This is a genomic window from Actinopolymorpha pittospori (genome assembly GCF_014873875.1).
Taxonomy (GTDB): Bacteria; Actinomycetota; Actinomycetes; order Propionibacteriales; family Actinopolymorphaceae; genus Actinopolymorpha; species Actinopolymorpha pittospori.
This window is the reverse complement of record NZ_JADBEM010000001.1, coordinates 2669727-2689268: the sequence shown is the minus strand read 5'-3', so window position 1 is coordinate 2689268 and position 19542 is coordinate 2669727. Positions and strand designations below refer to the sequence as shown.

21 protein-coding genes and 1 pseudogene are annotated in these 19542 nt (G+C 68.6%); 13 read left to right on the top strand and 9 right to left on the bottom strand.

Going from position 1 to position 19542, the window contains the following annotated elements; genetic code table 11:
- The first annotated feature begins 477 nt into the window (after positions 1–477).
- Both HEB94_RS12665 and HEB94_RS12660 read left to right on the top strand, forming a co-directional pair.
- Entirely contained in the window at positions 478–1509 is a 1032-nt protein-coding gene (locus HEB94_RS12665) for a LacI family DNA-binding transcriptional regulator (RefSeq protein WP_337917635.1), read from the top strand.
- A gap of 201 nt (positions 1510–1710) precedes the next feature.
- Entirely contained in the window at positions 1711–2688 is a 978-nt protein-coding gene (locus tag HEB94_RS12660; protein ID WP_337917634.1) for an aldo/keto reductase, read from the top strand.
- 81 nt (positions 2689–2769) lie between these two features.
- On the opposite strand, the gene HEB94_RS12655 is transcribed toward HEB94_RS12660, so the two are convergent.
- The 4 genes from HEB94_RS12655 to HEB94_RS12640 all read right to left on the bottom strand — a co-directional run bounded on the left by HEB94_RS12655 (position 2770) and on the right by HEB94_RS12640 (position 6395).
- On the bottom strand, positions 2770–3969 hold the full coding sequence (locus tag HEB94_RS12655) for an MFS transporter (protein WP_192750064.1): 1200 nt from the start codon (positions 3967–3969) through the stop codon (positions 2770–2772).
- A 190-nt stretch (positions 3970–4159) separates the two neighbouring features.
- The gene (locus HEB94_RS12650; RefSeq protein ID WP_192750063.1) at positions 4160–5038 is read right to left on the bottom strand and encodes a phosphotransferase; all 879 of its coding nucleotides are present in this window, start codon (positions 5036–5038) and stop codon (positions 4160–4162) included.
- A 255-nt stretch (positions 5039–5293) separates the two neighbouring features.
- Complete coding sequence (locus tag HEB94_RS12645) at positions 5294–5698, bottom strand: nuclear transport factor 2 family protein (RefSeq protein ID WP_192750062.1); 405 nt, start codon at positions 5696–5698, stop codon at positions 5294–5296.
- Positions 5699–5795: 97 nt separating this feature from the next.
- Entirely contained in the window at positions 5796–6395 is a 600-nt protein-coding gene (locus HEB94_RS12640) for a dihydrofolate reductase family protein (RefSeq protein WP_192750061.1), read from the bottom strand.
- A gap of 234 nt (positions 6396–6629) precedes the next feature.
- On the opposite strand from HEB94_RS12640, the gene HEB94_RS12635 reads away from it, so the two are divergent.
- A complete protein-coding gene (locus tag HEB94_RS12635) occupies positions 6630–7418 on the top strand; it encodes a phytanoyl-CoA dioxygenase family protein (protein WP_192750060.1) in 789 nt (262 codons plus the stop codon).
- Positions 7419–7435: 17 nt separating this feature from the next.
- On the opposite strand, the gene HEB94_RS12630 is transcribed toward HEB94_RS12635, so the two are convergent.
- Positions 7436–8563 carry a nucleotidyltransferase domain-containing protein gene (locus HEB94_RS12630; protein WP_202896310.1) on the bottom strand — a complete coding sequence of 376 codons (1128 nt, stop codon included), beginning with the start codon at positions 8561–8563 and terminating at the stop codon, positions 7436–7438.
- Positions 8564–8850: 287 nt separating this feature from the next.
- Here HEB94_RS12630 and HEB94_RS12625 point away from each other — a divergent pair, with 287 nt between their 5' ends.
- On the top strand, positions 8851–9174 hold the full coding sequence (locus HEB94_RS12625; RefSeq protein WP_192750059.1) for a YciI family protein: 324 nt from the start codon (positions 8851–8853) through the stop codon (positions 9172–9174).
- Positions 9171–10403, top strand: a complete 1233-nt coding sequence (locus tag HEB94_RS12620; protein ID WP_337917633.1) for an RNA polymerase sigma factor — start codon at positions 9171–9173, stop codon at positions 10401–10403. The genes HEB94_RS12625 and HEB94_RS12620 overlap by 4 nt, the downstream gene beginning before the upstream one ends.
- A gap of 27 nt (positions 10404–10430) precedes the next feature.
- Here HEB94_RS12620 and HEB94_RS12615 read toward each other — a convergent pair whose 3' ends face one another.
- From HEB94_RS12615 to HEB94_RS12605, 3 genes are read right to left on the bottom strand one after another with little or no spacing between them, the layout of a single operon-like run.
- Complete coding sequence (locus HEB94_RS12615; protein WP_192750058.1) at positions 10431–11006, bottom strand: TIGR03086 family metal-binding protein; 576 nt, start codon at positions 11004–11006, stop codon at positions 10431–10433.
- Entirely contained in the window at positions 10993–11463 is a 471-nt protein-coding gene (locus HEB94_RS12610) for an SRPBCC family protein (RefSeq protein ID WP_192750057.1), read from the bottom strand. The genes HEB94_RS12615 and HEB94_RS12610 overlap by 14 nt, the downstream gene beginning before the upstream one ends.
- A complete protein-coding gene (locus tag HEB94_RS12605; RefSeq protein ID WP_192750056.1) occupies positions 11460–11813 on the bottom strand; it encodes an ArsR/SmtB family transcription factor in 354 nt (117 codons plus the stop codon). Before HEB94_RS12605 ends, HEB94_RS12610 begins: the two co-directional genes overlap by 4 nt.
- A 141-nt stretch (positions 11814–11954) precedes the next feature.
- Between HEB94_RS12605 and HEB94_RS12600 the strand changes: the two genes are divergently transcribed.
- The 8 genes and pseudogenes from HEB94_RS12600 to HEB94_RS12570 all read left to right on the top strand — a co-directional run bounded on the left by HEB94_RS12600 (position 11955) and on the right by HEB94_RS12570 (position 18540).
- Entirely contained in the window at positions 11955–12812 is an 858-nt protein-coding gene (locus tag HEB94_RS12600; RefSeq protein ID WP_192750055.1) for an alpha/beta hydrolase family protein, read from the top strand.
- A gap of 13 nt (positions 12813–12825) precedes the next feature.
- Positions 12826–13527, top strand: a complete 702-nt coding sequence (locus HEB94_RS12595) for an aldo/keto reductase (RefSeq protein ID WP_192750054.1) — start codon at positions 12826–12828, stop codon at positions 13525–13527.
- The gene (locus HEB94_RS12590) at positions 13524–14351 is read left to right on the top strand and encodes a methyltransferase domain-containing protein (RefSeq protein ID WP_192750053.1); all 828 of its coding nucleotides are present in this window, start codon (positions 13524–13526) and stop codon (positions 14349–14351) included. The genes HEB94_RS12595 and HEB94_RS12590 overlap by 4 nt, the downstream gene beginning before the upstream one ends.
- Before the next feature lie 128 nt (positions 14352–14479).
- Positions 14480–15199 carry an alpha/beta hydrolase gene (locus HEB94_RS12585; protein WP_192750052.1) on the top strand — a complete coding sequence of 240 codons (720 nt, stop codon included), beginning with the start codon at positions 14480–14482 and terminating at the stop codon, positions 15197–15199.
- Positions 15200–15253: 54 nt separating this feature from the next.
- Positions 15254–16420 carry a nucleotide disphospho-sugar-binding domain-containing protein gene (locus HEB94_RS12580; protein ID WP_192750051.1) on the top strand — a complete coding sequence of 389 codons (1167 nt, stop codon included), beginning with the start codon at positions 15254–15256 and terminating at the stop codon, positions 16418–16420.
- Between the two features lie 272 nt (positions 16421–16692).
- A pseudogene (locus tag HEB94_RS54560) lies at positions 16693–16929 on the top strand (hypothetical protein); the annotation flags it as partial.
- 38 nt (positions 16930–16967) lie between these two features.
- Positions 16968–17732, top strand: coding sequence for a phosphotransferase (locus HEB94_RS12575; protein WP_192750050.1), 765 nt, complete (start codon positions 16968–16970; stop codon positions 17730–17732).
- A 238-nt stretch (positions 17733–17970) separates the two neighbouring features.
- Entirely contained in the window at positions 17971–18540 is a 570-nt protein-coding gene (locus tag HEB94_RS12570) for a GNAT family N-acetyltransferase (protein ID WP_192750049.1), read from the top strand.
- Between the two features lie 94 nt (positions 18541–18634).
- Here the strand turns inward: HEB94_RS12570 and HEB94_RS12565 are convergent, their stop codons facing one another.
- Complete coding sequence (locus HEB94_RS12565; protein WP_192750048.1) at positions 18635–19429, bottom strand: phosphotransferase; 795 nt, start codon at positions 19427–19429, stop codon at positions 18635–18637.
- Between the last annotated feature and the right edge of the window lie 113 nt (positions 19430–19542).

Genomic DNA, 19542 nt, shown 5'->3' with positions numbered 1-19542 from the left:
CCCACGAGGTAGCCGAAGCACCTGCCGGTCAAGACAATGTTTCGTAACCTAGGTTTCGCATTGTTTCGCTGTCAAGACTTGAACTAGACCTAGTTCCGGGTCACAGTTGGCACCACGGAATAGCCGCCTACATCGTGGAATAGCCAATTAGTGATGTAGGAAACTACTCTTTTCTGGGTAGCCGTGACGACTACGACAACCCAGCACAGAAACCTCGAAACTTTTCGAAATTTGTCATGGCATCAGCCGAAGTTCGGCAACTCCTTGTTGATCACTCCCAGCTCTGCCGCAGCCCCTCCGAACGCCCGGGTGCGGCCCACCGCCGGGGTGACACCGGAGCCGCACGCGGCGACCGACGCCGCCTGCCGTGGATCACGGGAGACGTGAGGAGCGGTGGAGCACGACCGTAGAATGACGACCCCGGTCGACCTGACGCCCATCACCGGCGACGTGGAGTAGCAGGAGGAGGGTGAGCAGGTGCCGCGTGTGAAGCGCCCGGTCACCCTGGCCACCGTCGCCACCTCCGCAGGGGTGTCGATCGCCACCGTCTCCAAGGTGCTGAACGGACGGAGCGATGTCTCGCTCGCGACCCGCAGACGAGTGCAGGACGTACTCCAGAAGCACGGGTACGTCGGACGGCGGACTGAGCCGGCGGAGCGGGGTTCGGTCGAGCTGTTCTACCAGGGTGTCGTGAACAGCTACTCGCTCGAGGTGATCCAGGGAGTCGTCGAAGCCGGCCAGCTCGCCGGGGTGGACGTCGTACTGACCACGCGGCCGCCGCGCCCGCACCCGCAGACGTCCAGCACGGCCCGGGCGGCGCGCTGGATCCAGGACCTGATCGCGTCCGGCCGCCGCGCAGCCATCGGCATCTCCAGCGAGCTGAGCGACGCCGACCTGGCGGCGCTGTCCCGAGCCCGGCTGCCCTTCGTGGTCGTCGACCCGGCCAACACCCCTGCGCCGGGCGTGACGAGTGTGGGGTCGACGAACTTCGCCGGTGGGATGGCAGCCACCCAGCACCTGCTGTCGCTCGGGCACCGGCGCATCGCCTACCTCGGCGGTCCAGCGACCTCAGGCTGCGCCAAGGCGCGGATGAGTGGTTTCCGCAGCGCGATGGAGGCCGTGGGCGCGGCCGTACCCAAGGAGTACGTCCGACTTCAGGACTCCCGGTACGACGACGGCCTGGCAGGCGGGGCAATCCTGCTCGACCTGCCCGATCCGCCGACCGCGATCTTCGCCGGAACCGACGAAGCCGCGCTCGGAGTCATCGAGGCGGCGCGTGCCCGGGGGCTGCGCGTGCCGGAGGATCTCAGCGTCGTCGGCTTCGACGACACCCAGGTGGCCCGGCTCGCGTCTCCACCGCTGACGACGGTGAAGCAGCCGCTCCAAGACATGGGCGCCGTGGCTCTCCGCACCGCGCTCCAACTCGCCGCCGGCGAGAAGGTCGACTCCCATCACGTCGAACTGGCAACCAGCCTCGTAGTCCGAGGCTCCGCCGCCGCCACCTCCTGAGTCCTGCCTCGTTCACCCGACATCCAGGTGGCGGGTGCCGTCCTCGCGAAGGGCGAGCGTCTTCGCCGGCGCCGGACCCAGGCCGATTGGTTCGGGACCAGCGCCGTCGATTGGCTCGCGGAAACGCGCCGACTCGCCCGTACGCTCACACCGTTCGGCCGACTGGTTGCCTATACCGGAGCCGGCTACGAGGAGGCGGATGTGCGGCAGCGAAAGCTGGGAGACGAGCACGGCACGATCGCGGTGAGCGAGATGTGTCTGGGAACCATTCCGTTCGGGACCAGCACCGACGAGGAGACCTCGTTCGCGTTGCTCGACCGCTTCCATGCCGCCGGCGGCACGTTCCTCGACACGGCCAACAACTACGACCAGTGGGCCGACAACGGCGTGGGCGGAGAGAGCGAGCAGGTCATCGGCCGCTGGATGCGCAGCCGTGGCGTCCGCGACCAGATGGTGGTCGCGACCAAGGTCGGTGCGCTTTCTACCAAGTCGCCCGGCGACCCGGCGTTCGAGAACTGGGAGGGCCTGTCGGCCAAGGCCGTACGGGCGGGCGTCGAGGGCAGCCTGAAGCGGCTGGGGGTCGACCGGATCGACCTCTACTACGCGCACTGGGACGACCGGGCTCCGGACCTGGCGGAAACGGTCGAGACGTTCGGCCAACTCGCCAGGGAAGGGTTTGCCTCCGTCATCGGATGCAGCAACACGCCGGTCTGGCGGATCGAGCGCGCCCGGGCCCTGGCCCGCGCCGCCGGGCTCCCGCCGTACTCCTGTGTGCAGCAGCTGCACACCTACCTCTGGCCGCGCCCGGACCGGGCCGACGGGAGCGTGGTCACGCCGGAGCTGGTCGACTACGCCCGGACCGAGCCGGACTTCGCGGTGCTGGGCTACAAGCCGCTGCTGCGCGGCGGCTACACCCGGGCAGATCGGAGGCCGTTCGAGCTGGCCTACGAGCACCCGAGCAACCTCGCCCGACTCGACGTCCTGAACGCCGTGGCGAAGGAGTTGGGTGCCACCGCGAACCAGGTCGTCCTCGCCTGGATGATGCAGGGCGACCCGGCCATCATCCCGGTCACCGCGGCCGGCACGGTCGAGCAGCTGGAGGAGCAGCTCGGCGCCCTGGACCTGGTACTCGACGCCGCCCACCTGGAACGCCTCGACGCGGCCGGCACCGGCGACTGACCAGCGCCGCCGGGCGGCATCGACGTGGCCGCCGCCGTGGTGACACCGACCCGTCGTACGCGCTCAACGACCGCTCGGGAGTCAAGGAGTCGACCCGCGCGGAGCCACCGCCCGCAGGCCGCCGGACCACGCCAGCATCATCGCCAGCGCGCCCGCGGTCAGCGACACGAAGAACCCCGCGTTCGCCCCGTGGCCGTCGATCACCTGGCCGGCGACGGCTCCACCGAGGGCGATTCCGCTGACCAGCGCGCTCGTCGACCAGGCGATGCCTTCGCTGAGCCGATTGTTGGGCACGACCTCCTCCACCCGGGCCACGCTCGCGATCATGGTCGGCGAGATCGTCAGCCCGGTGAGGAACACGATCGGCACCAGCAGGCCCAGGTGAGAGACGAACGGCAACGGCACCATCGCCGCCGTGATCGCCACCGCGCCGATCCGGAATCGCGTCAACGGCGGCTTGCGCAGCGTCCGGGTGCCGAGGACCGCGGCGGAGATCATCGAACCGGTCGCGGTGATCGCGAGCAGGACGCCGGACCACGCCGTGGCACCCGCCTCGGTGGCGAGGGCGATGACCGAGATGTCGAACGCGCCGAAGAGGGTTCCGATCCCCACGCTCGCGGCGATCACCGGAAGCAGCGCCGACCACCCCAGCGGCGTCAGCGCCGCGCCGCCCCCGCCGCGGCCGTGGGCGGGTGGTTCGGTGTCCCGCAGGGCGGCCAGGACCAGGGTGCCGACCAGGCCGCAGCCGAGGGCGACCAGGATGCCAGCGTTCGGACTGATCCCGGTGGCCAGGAACGTCACCACCGGTGGCCCCACCATGAAGAGCAGCTCGTCCGCCACCGCCTCCAACGCGAACGCGGTCTGCAGTTCTGGCCGCCGTCCCAGCATGTGGCTCCACCGCGCGCGAACGTACGAGCCGATCGACGGCGAGCTCGCCCCGGCCACACCGGCCAGAACGATCGGCACCACCAGCGGCGTGTCCACCTCGACCGCGACGACCACCCCGCCAAGCGCCACCGCGTTCAGCCCCGCGATCCAGGGCAGGGTCCGGTGCTGGCCGTGCCGGTCGACCAGCCGCGCCTGCAGTGGCGAGCCGACCGCCCGGAGGACGACGTAGGCCGCGGAAACGGTCCCGGCCAGGCCGTACGAACTCGTCTTCGCTGAGACCAGGACGACGAGCCCCAGCGACACCATCGAGATCGGCAGCCGCGCGAGCAGTCCGCTGACGGAGAATTTCAGAGCGCCGGGTTGGCGAAGCAGACTGGCGTAGGGCGCGAACACACCCTCGACAGTAGGACCTCCACCGCGCGGCCGGTTCCCGGGTAGGCGGCCTAAGGTGGACCGGTCACGCGGTGGTCACACCGATGGCGGCGGCCAGGTCGCTAAGCGTGGTCGCCGCCCCTCGCCGGGAGCCACACCTGTCCCTCGGGATCCTCGAAGGAGCACCGTGGCGGTGGCGCGCCGCGTCGATTCAGCGCAGCGATGGGCAATCGTCTGTTTGGTCGAGCAGTTGATCGACCTTGTTCCGAAGGCCTGAAACCCAAGGAAGGTCCACCCGAACGGAGAACTCGGCGTTGCGAACGGCGTTGAAGATGTCGTAGATCCAGAACAGCTGGTCCCAGTTTCTCGGCTCCGCGCCTCCGTGGGCTGCGTAGGACCTACGTACTCCCGGGAGGATCGCAGCCGAGCGCGGGTCATCGGATGGGCCGCCGCGAACGAAGTGAGCGAAGTCGTAGAGCGGGTCGCCGACCACGGCATCTCCGAAGTCGACGATGTCGACGACTCGGTTCCTGCGATCCACGAAGATCTCCATGTTTCCCAGGTCGCCGTGGACGAGGACTCCGGGCCTGCTGTCCAGCATCGGTGCGTGGCTGGAGAAGAGGTTCTCGACGCGGGTGACAAGCTCGCGGTCGAAGTGTCCACCCGTGTGCAGAAACCGCAACGGCTCGGTCAAGGACTGGCGAAGAAAGTCAGACCATCGCGTGTAGCTGCCCTCGCCCTTCTCGTTGAGCGGGCCATAGCCAGGGAGCTTGCATGCGTGCAAAAGCGCAAAGACGCGGCCGAGGTCTGCCTGCGTGCGAGCAGATGCGCGCACGTTGGGGGCGGGGAGCGCCCATGGCCGCCCCCGAGCCTTGCGGATGAGCATCCAACGGCCACCGGGCAGCCGAGGGTCTTCGCCCTCATCAAGCACCGGCGGCACCGGGACACCGGCGGCGGCAGCCAGGCGGAGCGTGTTGGCCTCCGCGCCGCCCGACCTGTGCCCGCTCGCCTTCAGGACGACCTCCTCACCGTCCGCGAGCCGCGCCCCGACCACAACTGACTCGGGGCGATACGTCTCATGTGGCCACACCTCAGCAGGCTCACCGCAGGACCGGGAGATGACACGGGACGCATACAGTTGAGTCGCCGTCAGCTCACCCATCGCTCGCCGTGAACCCCTCTCCAGGATCGCCGGTCGACCCAGGGATCGACCGGACGTCGGACGCCGCGGCAGACGGTACCCGCCGTCAGCCATCCGTTGCATCCGCATTTCTCGTTGGCGTCACCTGCATCGGCCGCCTACGGAGTTGGCTGGTCAGCCGGCAGACCGGCGTGAGGCCAAGGATCAGCCTTCAGCGATGGATCGGCCCGGCATCGGCTCCGCGAGCGCGGCCCGCCAGGCCGGCGCGCCGAACGGGTCGGCGAAGTACTGCGTCTCGTGCACCACATGCTGGTCGGCGAATTCCATGATGCTCACCGAGTGCGAAGACACACCGTCATAGGTGATGGTGCATTCGCTCACCCACAGATTCGCGTGACCGGTGATCCGCTGGACGGTGAAGTGCCGGTCGGCCGGGTGCCCACCGCGTTGCGCCGAGATCTTCGCGCGACCCCGGAACCGCTCACCTGACTGCGGGTAGTCCAGGATCGCGTCCGTGGCATAGATGGCGTGCTCGGCTTCGGTGTCCCCGCGTTCCGAGGCCAGCCAGTGCTCCTCGATCGCGGCCCTGGTCCGGGAGTCAGCATCCATGGCACCGCCCTTCCGTAGCGGAGCCAGCCTAGGCTCCCCGGGCCGGGCTCACCCGGAGACAGGCGGACGTGGGCCGAACGTACGGATCCGTCGAGCGCTACTTGATCACGTCGTACACGAGATGCATCACCCGGTCGCCCTGGACGACCCGGGAGGGGTTGCCGAACGGGATCGGATCGGACAGAGTGCCCGTCGCGAAGAACGGGCGGCCCGAGCCGAGCACCACGGGAACCAGATTGACGACGATCTGGTCGATCAGGCCGAGCCGTAGTGCCTGGCCTCCGATCTGCCCGGCAGCCACGTCCACCAGCCGGTCGCCGGCGTACTCCTGAGCCGCCTTGATGCCCGCCTCGACACTGTCGACGAACGTGAACGGCGCCGTGGCGGCGTACTCCCAGTCCGTCGGCGGCTCGTGGGTGACCACGAACACGTGCTCGCCGGCGGCGGGCTTGCCGTCCCAGCCGTTGGTCATGTCGAACACCCGGCGACCGATGACGTTCGCGGCGACGCCGGCGTAGTGGGTTTGCATGAAGTCGGCGGAGGCCCGCGTGGTGTGGACCTGGACGTCGGTGCCTTCGAAGGCCCAGGCCACGGCACCGTTGCCGAGCCAGTCGAACATCGGCCCGACACCGTCGTGGTCGTCGGCGATGAAGCCGTCCAGCGAGACCGCCGCCGCACCCATGACCGTCTTGCCCATCTCGATTCCCTTCGCTCACGTCCTGGTTGGAGTCTGTGTGTACAGACCGCCGCGCGGCGCGGAACTCATCGGTTTCGCTAGCCACAACATCACCACGCCCGCGAGCATCCCCCGAGGCGCCGGCAAGAAACTGCGGTGACACGGATCCGGCCCGTTGCTACCGTCACGTCGGGCAACTCGATGTCTACGGGCCCCCATTGGTGCACTTCTCCCTGGCTCGATGAAGGAGGCGTCGTGCTCTCGAACGCCCAACGCCAACAATTCGACCGACTCAGCATCGTGCGTCTCCCCCAGGCGATCGCGCTGCCTGATGTCACAGCGATGTGCGACCAGGTGTGGGAGCTCCTGTCCGGTACGCATGGGATCAAGCGCGACGATCCGATGAGTTGGACAGTTGAGAAGCCGTGGCATTTCCAGACCCTCAGCCGGGCTGGAGTGTTCAACGCGATGGGTTCGAGCCCGGTGACCACCGCCCTTGACGAGCTGCTGGGGACGGAAAACTGGCGCCGGCCGAAGGTCTGGGGTCGCCCGTTGGTGACGTTTCCCGAGGTGAATGCCGCGTGGGAGGTCCCATCCACGAGCTGGCACACCGACGGGGTTGGCGGCGAGGAGGACCTGCATGCGGTTACCGCGTTCGCCTTCCTGGCGCCAACGGCGCCCGGTGGAGGCGGGACGGTCGTCGTCACTGGGTCGCACCACCTCGTTCGGCAAAGTATCGCCGCGTCTCCAGCGGATACTCCCCTGCACTCATCGGAACTGAAAGCTCGACTGGCGTCCCGGCACGTGTGGCTTCGCGACCTTTGGACGCGGAGTTCAGCAGGCGACAGAACCCGGAGGTTCCTCCACGATGGCGCCGTCGTCGACGGTGTCCCGCTTCACGTCGTGGAACTCACCGGCGATCCGGGCGACGTCGTCCTCATGAACTCGCGGCTACTCCACGCCCCGGCACCGAACGTCCTCGACGCCCCGCGAATGATGCTCGTGCACATCACGGGCAGGGAACCCGAGTCAGGGACCACGTGACCCAGGCCGCAACTCGTTCAAAGGGAGTTGCTTGCCGAAGGGATGCAGTCCCGCAGGTGGGTTGCCAGCTCGAGTGCCGCGGCGATCTCGGCCCGGTTGGCGGGTAGCCGCAGTCCACGGCACCAGTGCTCGAACAGCTCGGTCTCACGGCGAAGGGCGAGGTGGAATTCGGTGATCGACAGGATCTGCGACGAGCCGGTCAGCCGCAGGTTGAGGACCTTGCCCAGGTTCATCCGGAGGGGTGTCTTCAGCAGCCCGTCGACGTAGGCCGCCAGGGCGGCCGAGCGTCCGGCGCCGCGCATGGCGGCCACCTTGTGCGCGACCTCCTCATACGTTTCGTCGGCGTAGGTGAACGCCGCCCAGGCCACGTCCTCCGGCCTCAGTTGACCTGCGACCTCCGGATCGGCCATCCATCCCCGCAACGCCTCGGCCAGCACGTGGAACGTCTCGACCCCGCGGGCCGCGGTGGCGAGGTCGACGTCGACGCCGAGACCCCGCAACAGAGGCTGGTAGAGGTCGGTCTGCTCGGTCAGCTCCAACGCGCGGCGGGCGCTGTCCAGGAAGTGGGTGGTGGAGTTCCGCAGCCCACAGGCCTCGAGCAGTCCGACGGCGGCGTTCTCCAAGGCCAGTCGGGCGCGCAAGGTCGCCAGGGTGAGGTCGTCCGCGAGCGCGTGGCGGGCGGCGTCCAGATGCGCGAGGCTCGCGTCGTACCAGGGTTGGGCTCGCCGGGCACCTGACTCCGGGGCATGGAAGGTGGCGGAGACCTGGGCCCGCAGGTCGGCGAACCACCCGTCGGTGTCGGTGAGGACCAGCGAGTGAGCCACCCGCGCGTGCCAGACGCCGTCGGTCACGGCCTTCGCGAAACGTTCGGCAGAGATCCGGTCGATGTCGGCGAACACCGGTGACGTCAGCGTGCCCGGGTCGGTACGGCCGAGGAGATCGGCCACCCGCACGCGCGTCACCTCGCGGTAGTCCGCGGGTCGGTCCAGACACAACATGAGATCAATGTCGCTGGCCTCGTCGGCGTCGCCCCACGCCACCGAGCCGAACACGAACGCGGCGCGCACGTCGTCGTCTGGAAGCTTCGCCATCACCTCGTGGGCAACCTCGGCCATCCGTCGGCTGATCGTGGCGTCCTCGTTCACCGGCACGGGCTCCTCTCACCGTCGGGTCGACGATCCTAGCGACGAAAGCGCGGCGGAAGATCGTTCCGGACGAAAGTGACGATCCCGGTCTACCGACCCACCACCGTGGCATGACCGCCCCGAATCACCGGACGCGATAGCGTCGCTGTCGGACCGCTCACGACCGACGCATCGGACAGCCCTCGAAAGAAGTCCGGGAGGCAGTGTCGGATCGGGGCAGAGGTGTTCGTAGCAGGGGTGAGTGGCCGCCACGAGGGGCGGGCCAAAGCCACAGGAGATGATCCGAGATGCAGTACCTGGTTTCCGTGATCGACGACAAGGCCGGCTCGGCCACCCCGGACGAGATGACGGCCGTCAAAGCGTTCAACGACCGGGTCCGGGCCGAGGGCCACTGGGTCTTCGCCGGCGGCCTCGCGGACCCCAGCTCGGCCACCGTCATCGACAACCGCGGTGGGGAGGCGGTGTTCACCGACGGGCCCTTCGTGGAGACGAAGGAGTACCTCGCCGGCTTCTGGATCTTCGAGGCACCCGACCTCGACGTGGCGCTCAAGCTCGCCGCCGAGGGCTCGAAGCACTGCAACCGGAGGGTCGAGGTGCGGCCGTTCCTGTGAGCGTGGTCGACGTCCGGGAGACGATAACTCAGGCCCACCACGAGGAGTGGGCGCGCGTGGTCGCCGCCCTGACCAGGCGTTTCGGTGACCTCGACATCGCCGAGGAGGCGACTGCCGAGGCGTTCGCGACCGCCGTCGAGCGGTGGCCGGCCGACGGCGTACCCCCCAACCCCGGCGCCTGGCTGACCACCACCGCCAACCGCAAGGCCATCGACCGGATCCGGCGCGAGAGCAAGCGCGACGGTAAGCAGAGGGAGGCTCAGATGGTCTACGACGACGAGCCGCCCGAGCCCCTCGGAGCCATCGACGACGAGCGGCTCCGGCTGATCTTCACCTGCTGTCACCCGGCGCTCGCCATGGAGACCCGCATGGCGCTGACGCTCCGCATGGTCGGCGGTCTGACCATGCCCGAGATCGCCCGTGCGTTCCTGGTGCAGGAAGCCACCATGGGCCAGCGGATCACCCGTGCGAAGGCCAAGATCAAGGCGGCTCGTATCCCTTATCGGGTGCCGTCCGCGGAGGATCTCCCGGCACGCGTCTCCGGCGTACTCGCCGTCCTCTTCCTCGTCTTCAACGAGGGCTACCTCGCCACCGGCTCCGACACCGATCCCGTACGCCACGACCTGACCGCCGAGGCGATCCGGCTCACTCGCCTGATCCGTGCCCTCATGCCGGAGGACGGTGAGGTGGCCGGGCTGCTGGCGCTGATGCTCCTCACCGAGGCCCGCCGCCCCGCCCGGGTTTCCGCGAGCGGCGAACTGGTCACCCTCGACGAGCAGGACCGTGGAGCCTGGGACGCGGCGCTGATCGCCGAGGGGCATCGGCTGGTGCGCGAGCGCCTGGCCGCCGGGGTGGCTCCGGGTCGCTACCAGATCCTCGCGGCGATCAACGCCGTGCACACCTCCGCCCGCGACATACGCGACACCGACTGGTCGCAGATCGTCGCCCTCTACGACCAGCTCGTCCGCGTCGACCCCTCGCCGATCATCGCCCTCAACCGGGCCATCGCGGTCGCCGAGCTTGACGGCCCGGAGGTATCGCTGGCGACCGTCGACCGGCTCGAGGACAGGCTGGCCGGCTATCACGCCTACCACGCGACCCGCGCCGACCTGCTGCGCCGGCTGGGCCGCAGCCAGGAGTCGCGCGCGGCGTACGACACAGCCATCGAGCTGGCGGGCAACACCGCCGAGACCGCCTACCTGACCCGCCGCCGCGACCAGCTGGGGTAGTGCCCATCGAGGCCCATGCACAGCACGTCAGCGCGGTGTCCAGGAGGGGTCGCGGCCGATGAAGCCGAGCATCCGGGTCTGGGCGTCCGCGTCGTCGGGAGTAGGTACGGCCGGACCGTACTGCCCTGAGGAGCGGAGCAGGTCCTCCATGGGCTCCATACCTGCCAGCAGCGCCGCACAGAACTCGGCTTCGAGCTGGTCGTCCTGCCCGGTTGCGCGGGCCAGGTCCCAGGTGTGCATGAACACGTCGGAGGTGTAGAACCGATCGATCGCCTGGTCCAGGGGGACCTCACCGATGTGCGGGTTGACCAACAACCGCTGCGGGGTCTCAGGGTCATCCAGCAGCTTCTGCACCGCGGCGCACTGTGTCTCCCAGGCCGCCACCGGGTCGTCGTCCGCGCCAGGTCCGGCGGGTAACTCGATGCCGGTGCCGGCGGCAAGGAAGGGTGGGAACCATTCGACGAGGTGGCGTACGACGTCGCGAGCGGTCCAGCCGGCGACCGGCGCAGGGGCGTCCCAGCGCTTGGCACCGCGGACGCTATCGGTGAACCCGGCGGCGATCCGGCGGTGCCGCTCAGCGGGGTTCAGGTCAGACAGTGCCATCGGTCAGCATCCTCTCGAGTTTGGCGTAGCCGTCTTCCACGCCGGTCTCCATACCGCTCTTCAGCCAGGCGTCGCGTGCCTCGAAGCTGTCCACCAGCGACTGGGTGCGCAGGCCGCTCCGGCCGTTGCCGATGTCGTCGAACCACAGTGTCTCCAGGGCCACCCCATCGGGCTCGCCCTCATAGGTGAACGTCTGCACGATCCGGTCCGGGCGTACCTCGTGGAAGCAGCCGCGGAACGCGTACTCGGCTCCGTCACCGGCGACCGAGACGTACCGGAAGCTGCCGCCGGAGCGCGCGTCCCAGTGGTCGATGCGTGTGCGCATGGCGTCCGGGCCGACCCATTGCTTGAACAACTCCGCGTCGACGTGTGCCCGGAACAGTTGCCCAGGTGTGGCCTGGAACTCGCGCGCGATGCGGATGATGGGGACCGTGCGGTCCGCCTGGATCGTGGTCATGCCTCGTGCTCCTTGTGTTTGTCGGCCTCGTTCATCTCGGCCAGCACGCGGTCCAGGCGCTGGTAACGCTGCTCGGCCTGTCGGCGGTACCGCTCGATCCAGTCGTTCAGCAGGTCGAGCGCCCCGGTCTCTAGGTGCACCGGCCGTGGCTGGGGGCCGCGCAACCGGGTCACCAGGCCTGCCTGCTCCAGCACCCGCAGATGTTTGTACACGGCCTGCACGCTGATCTGGTACGGCTCGGCGAGCTGGTTCACCGTGGCGTCGGTGACCGCGAGCCGGGCCACCATGTCGCGCCGGGTCGGGTCGGCCAGGGCGGTGAAGACTTTTGACAGGACGTCGGCCGGCACCATCCTCCTTGTTTCAACCGATCGGTTTAAAGGGGAAGGTAGTCCGCGCACGCACCACGGTCAAGGAAGCGCGACGTCACACCGCAGGCCGGCGAGGTCGTCGTCGGTGACCTGTCTGGGGTGGGTGACCTAGTCTGACCCGGCATGGGTGCCGCTGAGATCCTCGACCTGTACGACGAAACCCGCCCGGCCTGGCGAGGCGCCGGTCCGCGTCCGGTGCGGACGCACCTGTGGCGACCGGCGCGGAAAGGTGCCGTACCGCCGCCGCTGATCGTGGTGTCGCACGGCTCCGGCGGTGCCGCGGCCGACCTGTCCTGGCTCGCTGAGGCTCTTTCCGGCGAGGGGCTCATGGTCGCGGCCGTCGACCATCACGGCAACACCCACCCGGACGACCTGCTGCCCGAGGGATTCTCGTTCTGGTGGGAGCGGCCCCGCGACCTCACCGTTGTGGTCGACCATCTCCAGAGTGCCGAGCACGTTGGAGCGGCCGGCGTCGTTGGATACTCGCTCGGCGGGTACACCGCGGCAGCGGTACTCGGTGCTCGGATCGACGCGGGCAAGCTTCACCGTCTCTACGCCGGAGAGCCCGTCCTGCCGATCCCTCCCGACCGCCCGAACATCGCGGCCGAGACGGCCGAGCTGGTCTCCGGATACGGCAGGGAGACCGTGGAAACAAGCGCTCTCGCCGACTACCGGGACGAGCGGTTCATGGCCGGCGTTCTGCTGGCGCCGGCGATCTGCCCGATTCTCGACGGCGCGAGCCTTGCGGCGATCCGGCGGCCCGTTCTCGTCCGCTGGGGTGACAACGACGAGGTGGAGGCGCCGGTTGACAACGGTCGCCGTTACACGCGACTGATTCCGGATGCGAACGGGCACTCGGTGGGCGAGCACGTGGGGCACTTCGAGTTCAGTGGTTGGCACGAGCCCGGTGCGCCGGTGCGCGCGGCCGTCCTTGCCGACGTGGTTCCGTTCTTCCACAGGTATCTGTCCGGCGGATCGTAGGAACCCGCTGCCGATGTCGTCGAGTCGAGCGATGGCGTGGGATCTCGCCGAGCCGCAAGGTCAAGTTGACGCGTTCGAACGGGCAGCCATCTGGGGTCCGCCCGCCGACCACGACGAGGCCATCCGGGTCCTACGCCGTGCGGTCGACCTGGGTGTCGACCTCATCGACACGGCCGACTCCTACGGCCCGGAGATCAGCGAGGAGCTGATCCGTGAGGCCCTCCACCCCTACCCGGAGGGTTTGGTGATCGCCACCAAAGCGGGGCTCACCCGGCCCGGCCCCGGGACCTGGGTACCGATTGGCCGGCCGGCCTATCTTCAACAGCAGGCCGAGCTGAGCCTGCGTCACCTCGGTGTGGAGCGGATCGACCTCTTCCAGCTGCACCGGCCCGACCCACAGATCCCGCTCCCGGACCAGATCGGCGCGCTCGTCGAACTCCGCGAGCAGGGCAAGAACCGCCACATCGGCGTCTCCAACTTCTCGATCGCACAGATCGAGGAGGCCCGCGGGATCACCGAGATCGTGTCCGTGCAGAACCTCTACAACCTGGTCAAGCGGGACGCCGAAGCCGAACTCGACTACTGCGACCGCCACGGACTCGCCTTCATCCCCTGGAACCCCATCGCGATCGGCGAACTGGCCCGCCCCGGAATCGACACGGCGCGCACCCCCGTGTTGGCACGCTCACGGAGACCAACAATGCTGGGCCAGTGACCTACGACCCGACGATCTACCTTGGTGCGGCCACCCACTATCGCTTCGGGCGGCCGCCCTACTCGCCGGAGTTCGAGAACTTTCTCGCCCGGGAGCTGAGCCTGGACGGCACCGCACGGCTGTTGGACGCTGGGTGCGGACCCGGGATTCTGACCACGCGGCTCGCTCCGCTGTTCGCGGAGACAGTCGGCCTTGACCCGGACGCCGACATGTTGGCAGAGGGCCGTCGCGCTGCCGAGCAACTCGGCTTGTCGGACATCCGATGGGTCCAGGCCCGCGCCGAGGACCTGCCCGACGCCGCACCAGGGCCGTACCGGCTGGTGACGTTCGGGCAGTCGTTCCACTGGACCGAGGAGCAGCAGGTCGCCGAGACCGTTTACGACATGCTCGAGCCCGGCGGCATGTTGGGCCTGATCGTCCACACCGTGGATGGACGGCCACGGCCGGCGCCCGCTGGAACGCCGATCCCTCATCCCGAGATCAGGGCGCTGGTGGAGAAGTACCTCGGGTCCACTCGGCGTGCCGGGCAGGGCACATCGCAGGTGAGGAACCATCGCTTCGAGGACGTGCTGGCCCACACGCGCTTCGGCGGATCGCGTTCGGCCTTTCTTCCGGGCGTCCCGGACCTGCTCCGCACCATCGACAGCGTCCTGGCCGGGTACTTCTCCTTCTCCTGGGCGGCACCGCATCTGTTCGGTGAGCACGCGGAAGCGTTCGCCGAGGAGATGCGTGCCCTGCTCGCGTCCCGGTCGGCGGACGGCGTGTTCTGGGACTGGCCCGGCGACACCGAGATCGTGTTCGCCCGCAAGCCAGGGCGACCTTGATCGTCTGGCCGGGAGCGGTACCAGCCGCGCCTCGCCGCCGCCAGCGCCTCTGGACCGTGCCGACGGTTCGTGCCATCCTCGCGCCGGCGATCACACTGACGCGATCCTGAAAGCTCGAGGTGCGACCCATGGATGACCAAGCAGCCGTCGGCTCCGATGGTGCGGAAGCGACGCCGGAACCCGCTCGTGCAGATCCGATTGCGGGACAGCTCGTCATCGAGACGTTCAAGTACGACGGCGGGCGGCAGGTCACGGTCTACGTACCGCCGGATTCGCCGGAGGCAGTCGTGTTCGCTGGTGACGGTCAGCTGATCTCGCAGTGGGGCGGGTACCTCGAGGCGGCCGACGTACCGCCCACGATGATCGTCGGTGCCCACCGGACGGCCGATGAGGATGAGATGGTGCGCATCCAGGAGTACTCACCGACGTTTGACGAGGAACGGTTCGCGGCCCACGAGCGCTTCTTCGTCGAGGACGTTCGTGGCTGGGTGAGGTCGCGCTTCGGCGTCGCGTTGCCGGCCGAACGCACCGCGGTGTGCGGCGTGTCGGCGAGTGGAGAGCTCGCGCTCGCCATGGGGCTTCGGCATCCAGACGTCTACGGTGCGGTCTTCTCCGCCTCGCCGGGCGGCGGCTACCGGCCGCCTGCCGTGATGCCGAGCCCGCTTCCGCGTACCTACCTCGTCGCCGGCACGCAGGAGCCGTTCTTCCTCGAGAATGCGGCCCGGTGGGCGGACGCGCTGCGCGATGCCGATGCGGACGTCGTGATGACCGAGCGGGTCGGGACCCACGGCGACCCGTTCTGGCAGGCCGAGTTCCCGCTGATGGTGGCCTGGGCGTTTGGACGCTGACGCAATCGTGCTCGAAGGCGCAGGAGGGGCCTGAACCGCCGGTAGCATCCCGGTGTGCGCGTGCTGTTCACGTTCGTTGGCGGCAACGGCCACTTCCAACCGCTGGTCCCGATCGCGCGGTCGGCGGCGGCCGCGGGTCACACCGTCGCCATCGCGGGGAGCGGCTCGATGGTGAAGGCGATCGAGACCGCCGGCTTCCCTGCTTACGCCACTGAGCCTGCTTACGACGGTGTACGACCGCGACTGCCGTTGCTCGAGCCTGACCAGGAACGCGCTGAGCAGGAGGCGAGGGAGATCTTCGCCCGATCCGAAGCGCGCAAGCACGCTGAGGCGACGTACGAGCTAGGCCGCGAGTGGATGCCGGACATCCTCGTGTGCGACGAGATGGACTTCGGCAGCATGATCGCGGCGGAGCGCCTGGGGATTCCCCACGCCAGCGTGCTCGTCCTGGCCGCGGGTTCGTTCCTACGCAAGGAGATTGTCGGGGACGCGCTGCGGGTACTGCGAGACGAGTACGGTCTGCCACCGGATCCAGAACTGGAGATGCTCAGCAGGCACCTCGTGCTGTCACCGGTTCCGCCCAGCTTCCGCCATCCGGGCTTTCCGTTGCCGGCTACCGCTCGTTCGATCCGTCCCCTGGCCACGCCGCCGCTACCTGCTGCGCGGACAAGGGTCCCGACCGTCTACTTCACGCTCGGCACGGAGTTCAACACGGAGTCCGGCGACCTCTACTCGCGCGTGCTTGCCGGACTCAGCCAGCTGCCTATCACCACGGTGGCCACCGTGGGCGAACACATCGATCCAGCCGAGTTGGGCCCGCAACCGCCAAACATCCGCGTACACCAGTACGTCCCGCAAGACGAGATCTTGCCAAGCTGCGATCTGGTCGTCTCGCACGGAGGGTCGGGCACCGTCATCGGCGCCCTCGCCCACGGCGTGCCTTCCCTGCTGATTCCGCTCGGAGCCGATCAGCCACACAACGCCGAGCGGTGCGCCGCCCTTGGCGTCGGAGTGGTGCTCAATCCGGTTTCGGCCACTGCGGAGATCGTGCGGACGGCAGCGTCAGCAATGCTGACCGATCCGCGCTACGGCCGTGCGGCCGAAGCCATCCAGCGCGAGACAGCCACGCTTCCCGGGCCGAATCCGCGATACCGCTACTGGAGCGGGCAGCCACGCAGTGAGCCCGCATCGGGTCCTTTGGCGGAACGACGAGCGTACTGAGCCGACGACGCTGGCCACCCGCGAGCGTTGGCTGGGCGGGCGGGCGGGGAGCTGCTCAACGTCGAGCAGTCGCCGCGAGATGGGTTCAGCCGCGAACACTGGATGCTCGAGCGGGTTGCGAGCACGATCGAGCGTCACGGGTGACGAGCGCGTTTGGGGCGGACCGTTCGTGATCGAGCTCTGAGTACCTGTGACCAGACTTCGAAACCCGGGGAACCTCGGGGTATAGCGAAAATGATGCATAGTTGGGCGACACGTCGCAGAGCGAGCGCATGAGGCGGCTGACGAGTCCGGTCCTACCGGACGAACAGCTGGTAGCCGACGTCACGAACGCGTTTGGATTGGGCATCCCCTCGAGCCTGAAGCCACTGACCACTGGCTTCATGAATCGCAGCTGGAAGGCCACGACATCGGCAGGCACGTTCGCGGTCAAGCAGATCCTCGACCACAGCCCCGGCCAGGCAAGGCGCCAGCACGCCGTCCTCGATGCCCTGGCAGCGCGGGGGTTTCCGGCACCGGCCCGCTGGCCCTGCCCGACGGTGACACCTTGCTCGACCATGCGTGCGGCAGTTTCACCCTCACCCCATGGATGCCAGGGGTACTCCGCGAGGGTGTCGACCTCGCGCCAGCCGAGTGCACTGCGGCCGGCGAACTACTCGGTGAGCTGCACCACCACCTGGCCGCCGTGCTCCCGCCTGAGCCGGACACGACCGTATCCCACCACCGCGTACCCGCCACGGATCCACGCACGGCGCTGGACGCCATCGACCACTACGCAAGCCTGATTGAGGACCGGCCGGCACCCGACGAGTTCGACGAGCAGGCCCGCCGGTTCCTCCGGACTCGGCGCGAGCACATCACCGCGCAATCGCATCGACGGCCCGTCGGCAGTACCTGGCTGGGCCCGTACGGCTGGATGCATGGCGACTTCCAGCAGTTCAACTTGTTGTGGGAGCACGGGCGCATCAGCGCCGTTCTGGACTGGGACCGGCTCTGTTTCGGCTCACTACTCGGTGAAGTTGTACGCGCGGCGGTCTTCCTGTTCATGAACCGCGAGCGAGGTAACGTCGATCTGGACCGGGTGCCGGCGTTCATCGCCGGTTACCGTGCGGCCAGGCCCGTTACCGACGCGCAATTGGTCGACGCCGCGCACCGCTGGTGGTGGGACTACCTCTGCGGGCTCTGGCCCTTGGACTGGCACTACGACCACGGTGACACCTCCTGCGACCAGTTCTTCCTCGCCGCATCGGCCCTGTTGTCCTGGTGGTACGAGCACCACGACGCAGCCGTCGCGTCCTTCACGCGTGCATGACCCGACCCGCTCTCAATCGACTCCGCGAAGTTGCGTGCACGCAGAGGACCCACCTCGACCGACTGGGTATCCGCACCGCCAGCTCGCAGGCAATGCCGCCCGTCGCCACCACGAGTTGCTCTTCCGCGCTCGGAAGGTCGTCGGCCTGGTGCTCATCATCGTCCGGTGTGCAGGTCGCCGGCTCCCCCGTGCGGGCTGGTCACGGCGACCTCTGGGTGTACTTTTCTATGATCAACGAATGGCGAAGGTCGTGCTCAAGACGTTCGAACGAGAGCAGCTACCCCTGGTAGAGCCTTGGTTCCACGACGCCGACACCCAACGATGGCTTGGCGGACCGGAGTGGCCACGGGAGATGCTCGACCTCACCGACCTTCCACTTGGGACGTTCCGCGGGAAGACCCAAACGGACAGGCACCGATGGCTAGCGTGGCAGGGCCGGTGTCCTGTCGGGTACATCGACTGCGGGACGTTCGATCGCTTTACTGAGTGGGAGGGCGGCGAGAACGGCCGGGGCGTCATCGACACCCTTCCTCTGCCAACCGCAAGCCTGGGGTACGTGATCCGTCCAGAACTCCGGCACCAGGGGTACGGCGCCGCCATGCTGGACATAGTGACGAGGGCTCCTGAGCTGCACGAGATCCGGCTCTTTGTCGCTGGCGTCGACCGGAGGAATGCAGCCTCGATCGGATGCCTCTTGAAGGCGGGCTACCAGCCCCTGAACGATCAGCCCGACTGGGAAGGCATGGTCTACTACGCACGCCTGCGAACGGCCCGTGACGCAACGAACGGCTACAGCTCGTCGAGCTGAGACGGCGTGATCACGGATCCAGCTGCGTGACCTCGATATCGCCGTGGCGAAGCCGGGCGGACGTCGAACTGTTCGAGAACGAGGACGATCTGCTTTACCGGCCGGCGGCCGCCACAATGTGTCCCAGGTCGCCGCCCTCGGCGGTCCTCCAATGCAGGGTCTCGGCCAGAACGTCCAGCCGGTTGGCGACCTCGGCCAGGCTGGACTGGCCGCGCCGCCACCGGTCCGCGCGCCACAGCGTCGAACCCATGGCGCGGACCAGGATCAGGTCGGGCAGGGCAGACAGTTCGGCGGCGGTCAGCCGCTCACCCCAAGCACCGCCTCGGGCCACGGCCGCCGCCCGGCGCGGCCAGTCCGGCCCGTGCGCCGCACCAGACAGAGCCAGGGCCACGGTCAGCTCTATGGCCCGGATCCAGTCGCCAGCCATCTCGAAGTCCAGCACCCCGGTCACGGCCCCGGTGTCCGGGCTGACCAGCACGTTGGACGCGTCCAGGTCGGCGTGCACCACCTGGGTCGGCAGCCGACCGGCTATCCCCTCCCAGGCCGCGATCGCTTGGTTCGCGCCGTCCCGCAGCGTCCCGGCCCGCCGGGCGTCCAGCCCAGCCGCGGTCAGGTCCCGGGCCAGCGCGGCCACGTCGGGGAGCACCTCCAGCGGGCCGCCCTGCCAGTCGTTCGGCGTGTCCTGCGGCGCAACGTCGGCCAGCGCAGCGCTCAACTCCGCCGCGGCCTGGCCGAACCTCTCCAGCGCCACCTCCTGGCTGAGGTCGGGCCGGACGCCCGGGATCCAGTCGCACAGGGTTGCCGGCCCGCCAGGAGTGTCGGCGAAGGTGCTGCCGTCCGGCAACGGAACGGGCGCGGGCACAGCGAAGGGCAGGCCAGCCTGGGCCACTGGGCCAGCAGCCGGTGCTCGGACCGCACCTGGGCCGAGGTCAGGTTCTTGCTGATCCGCAGGGACCAGCGTCGATCCCCGGCGCTCACCCGCAGGGTGCGGTTGTTCGTGCC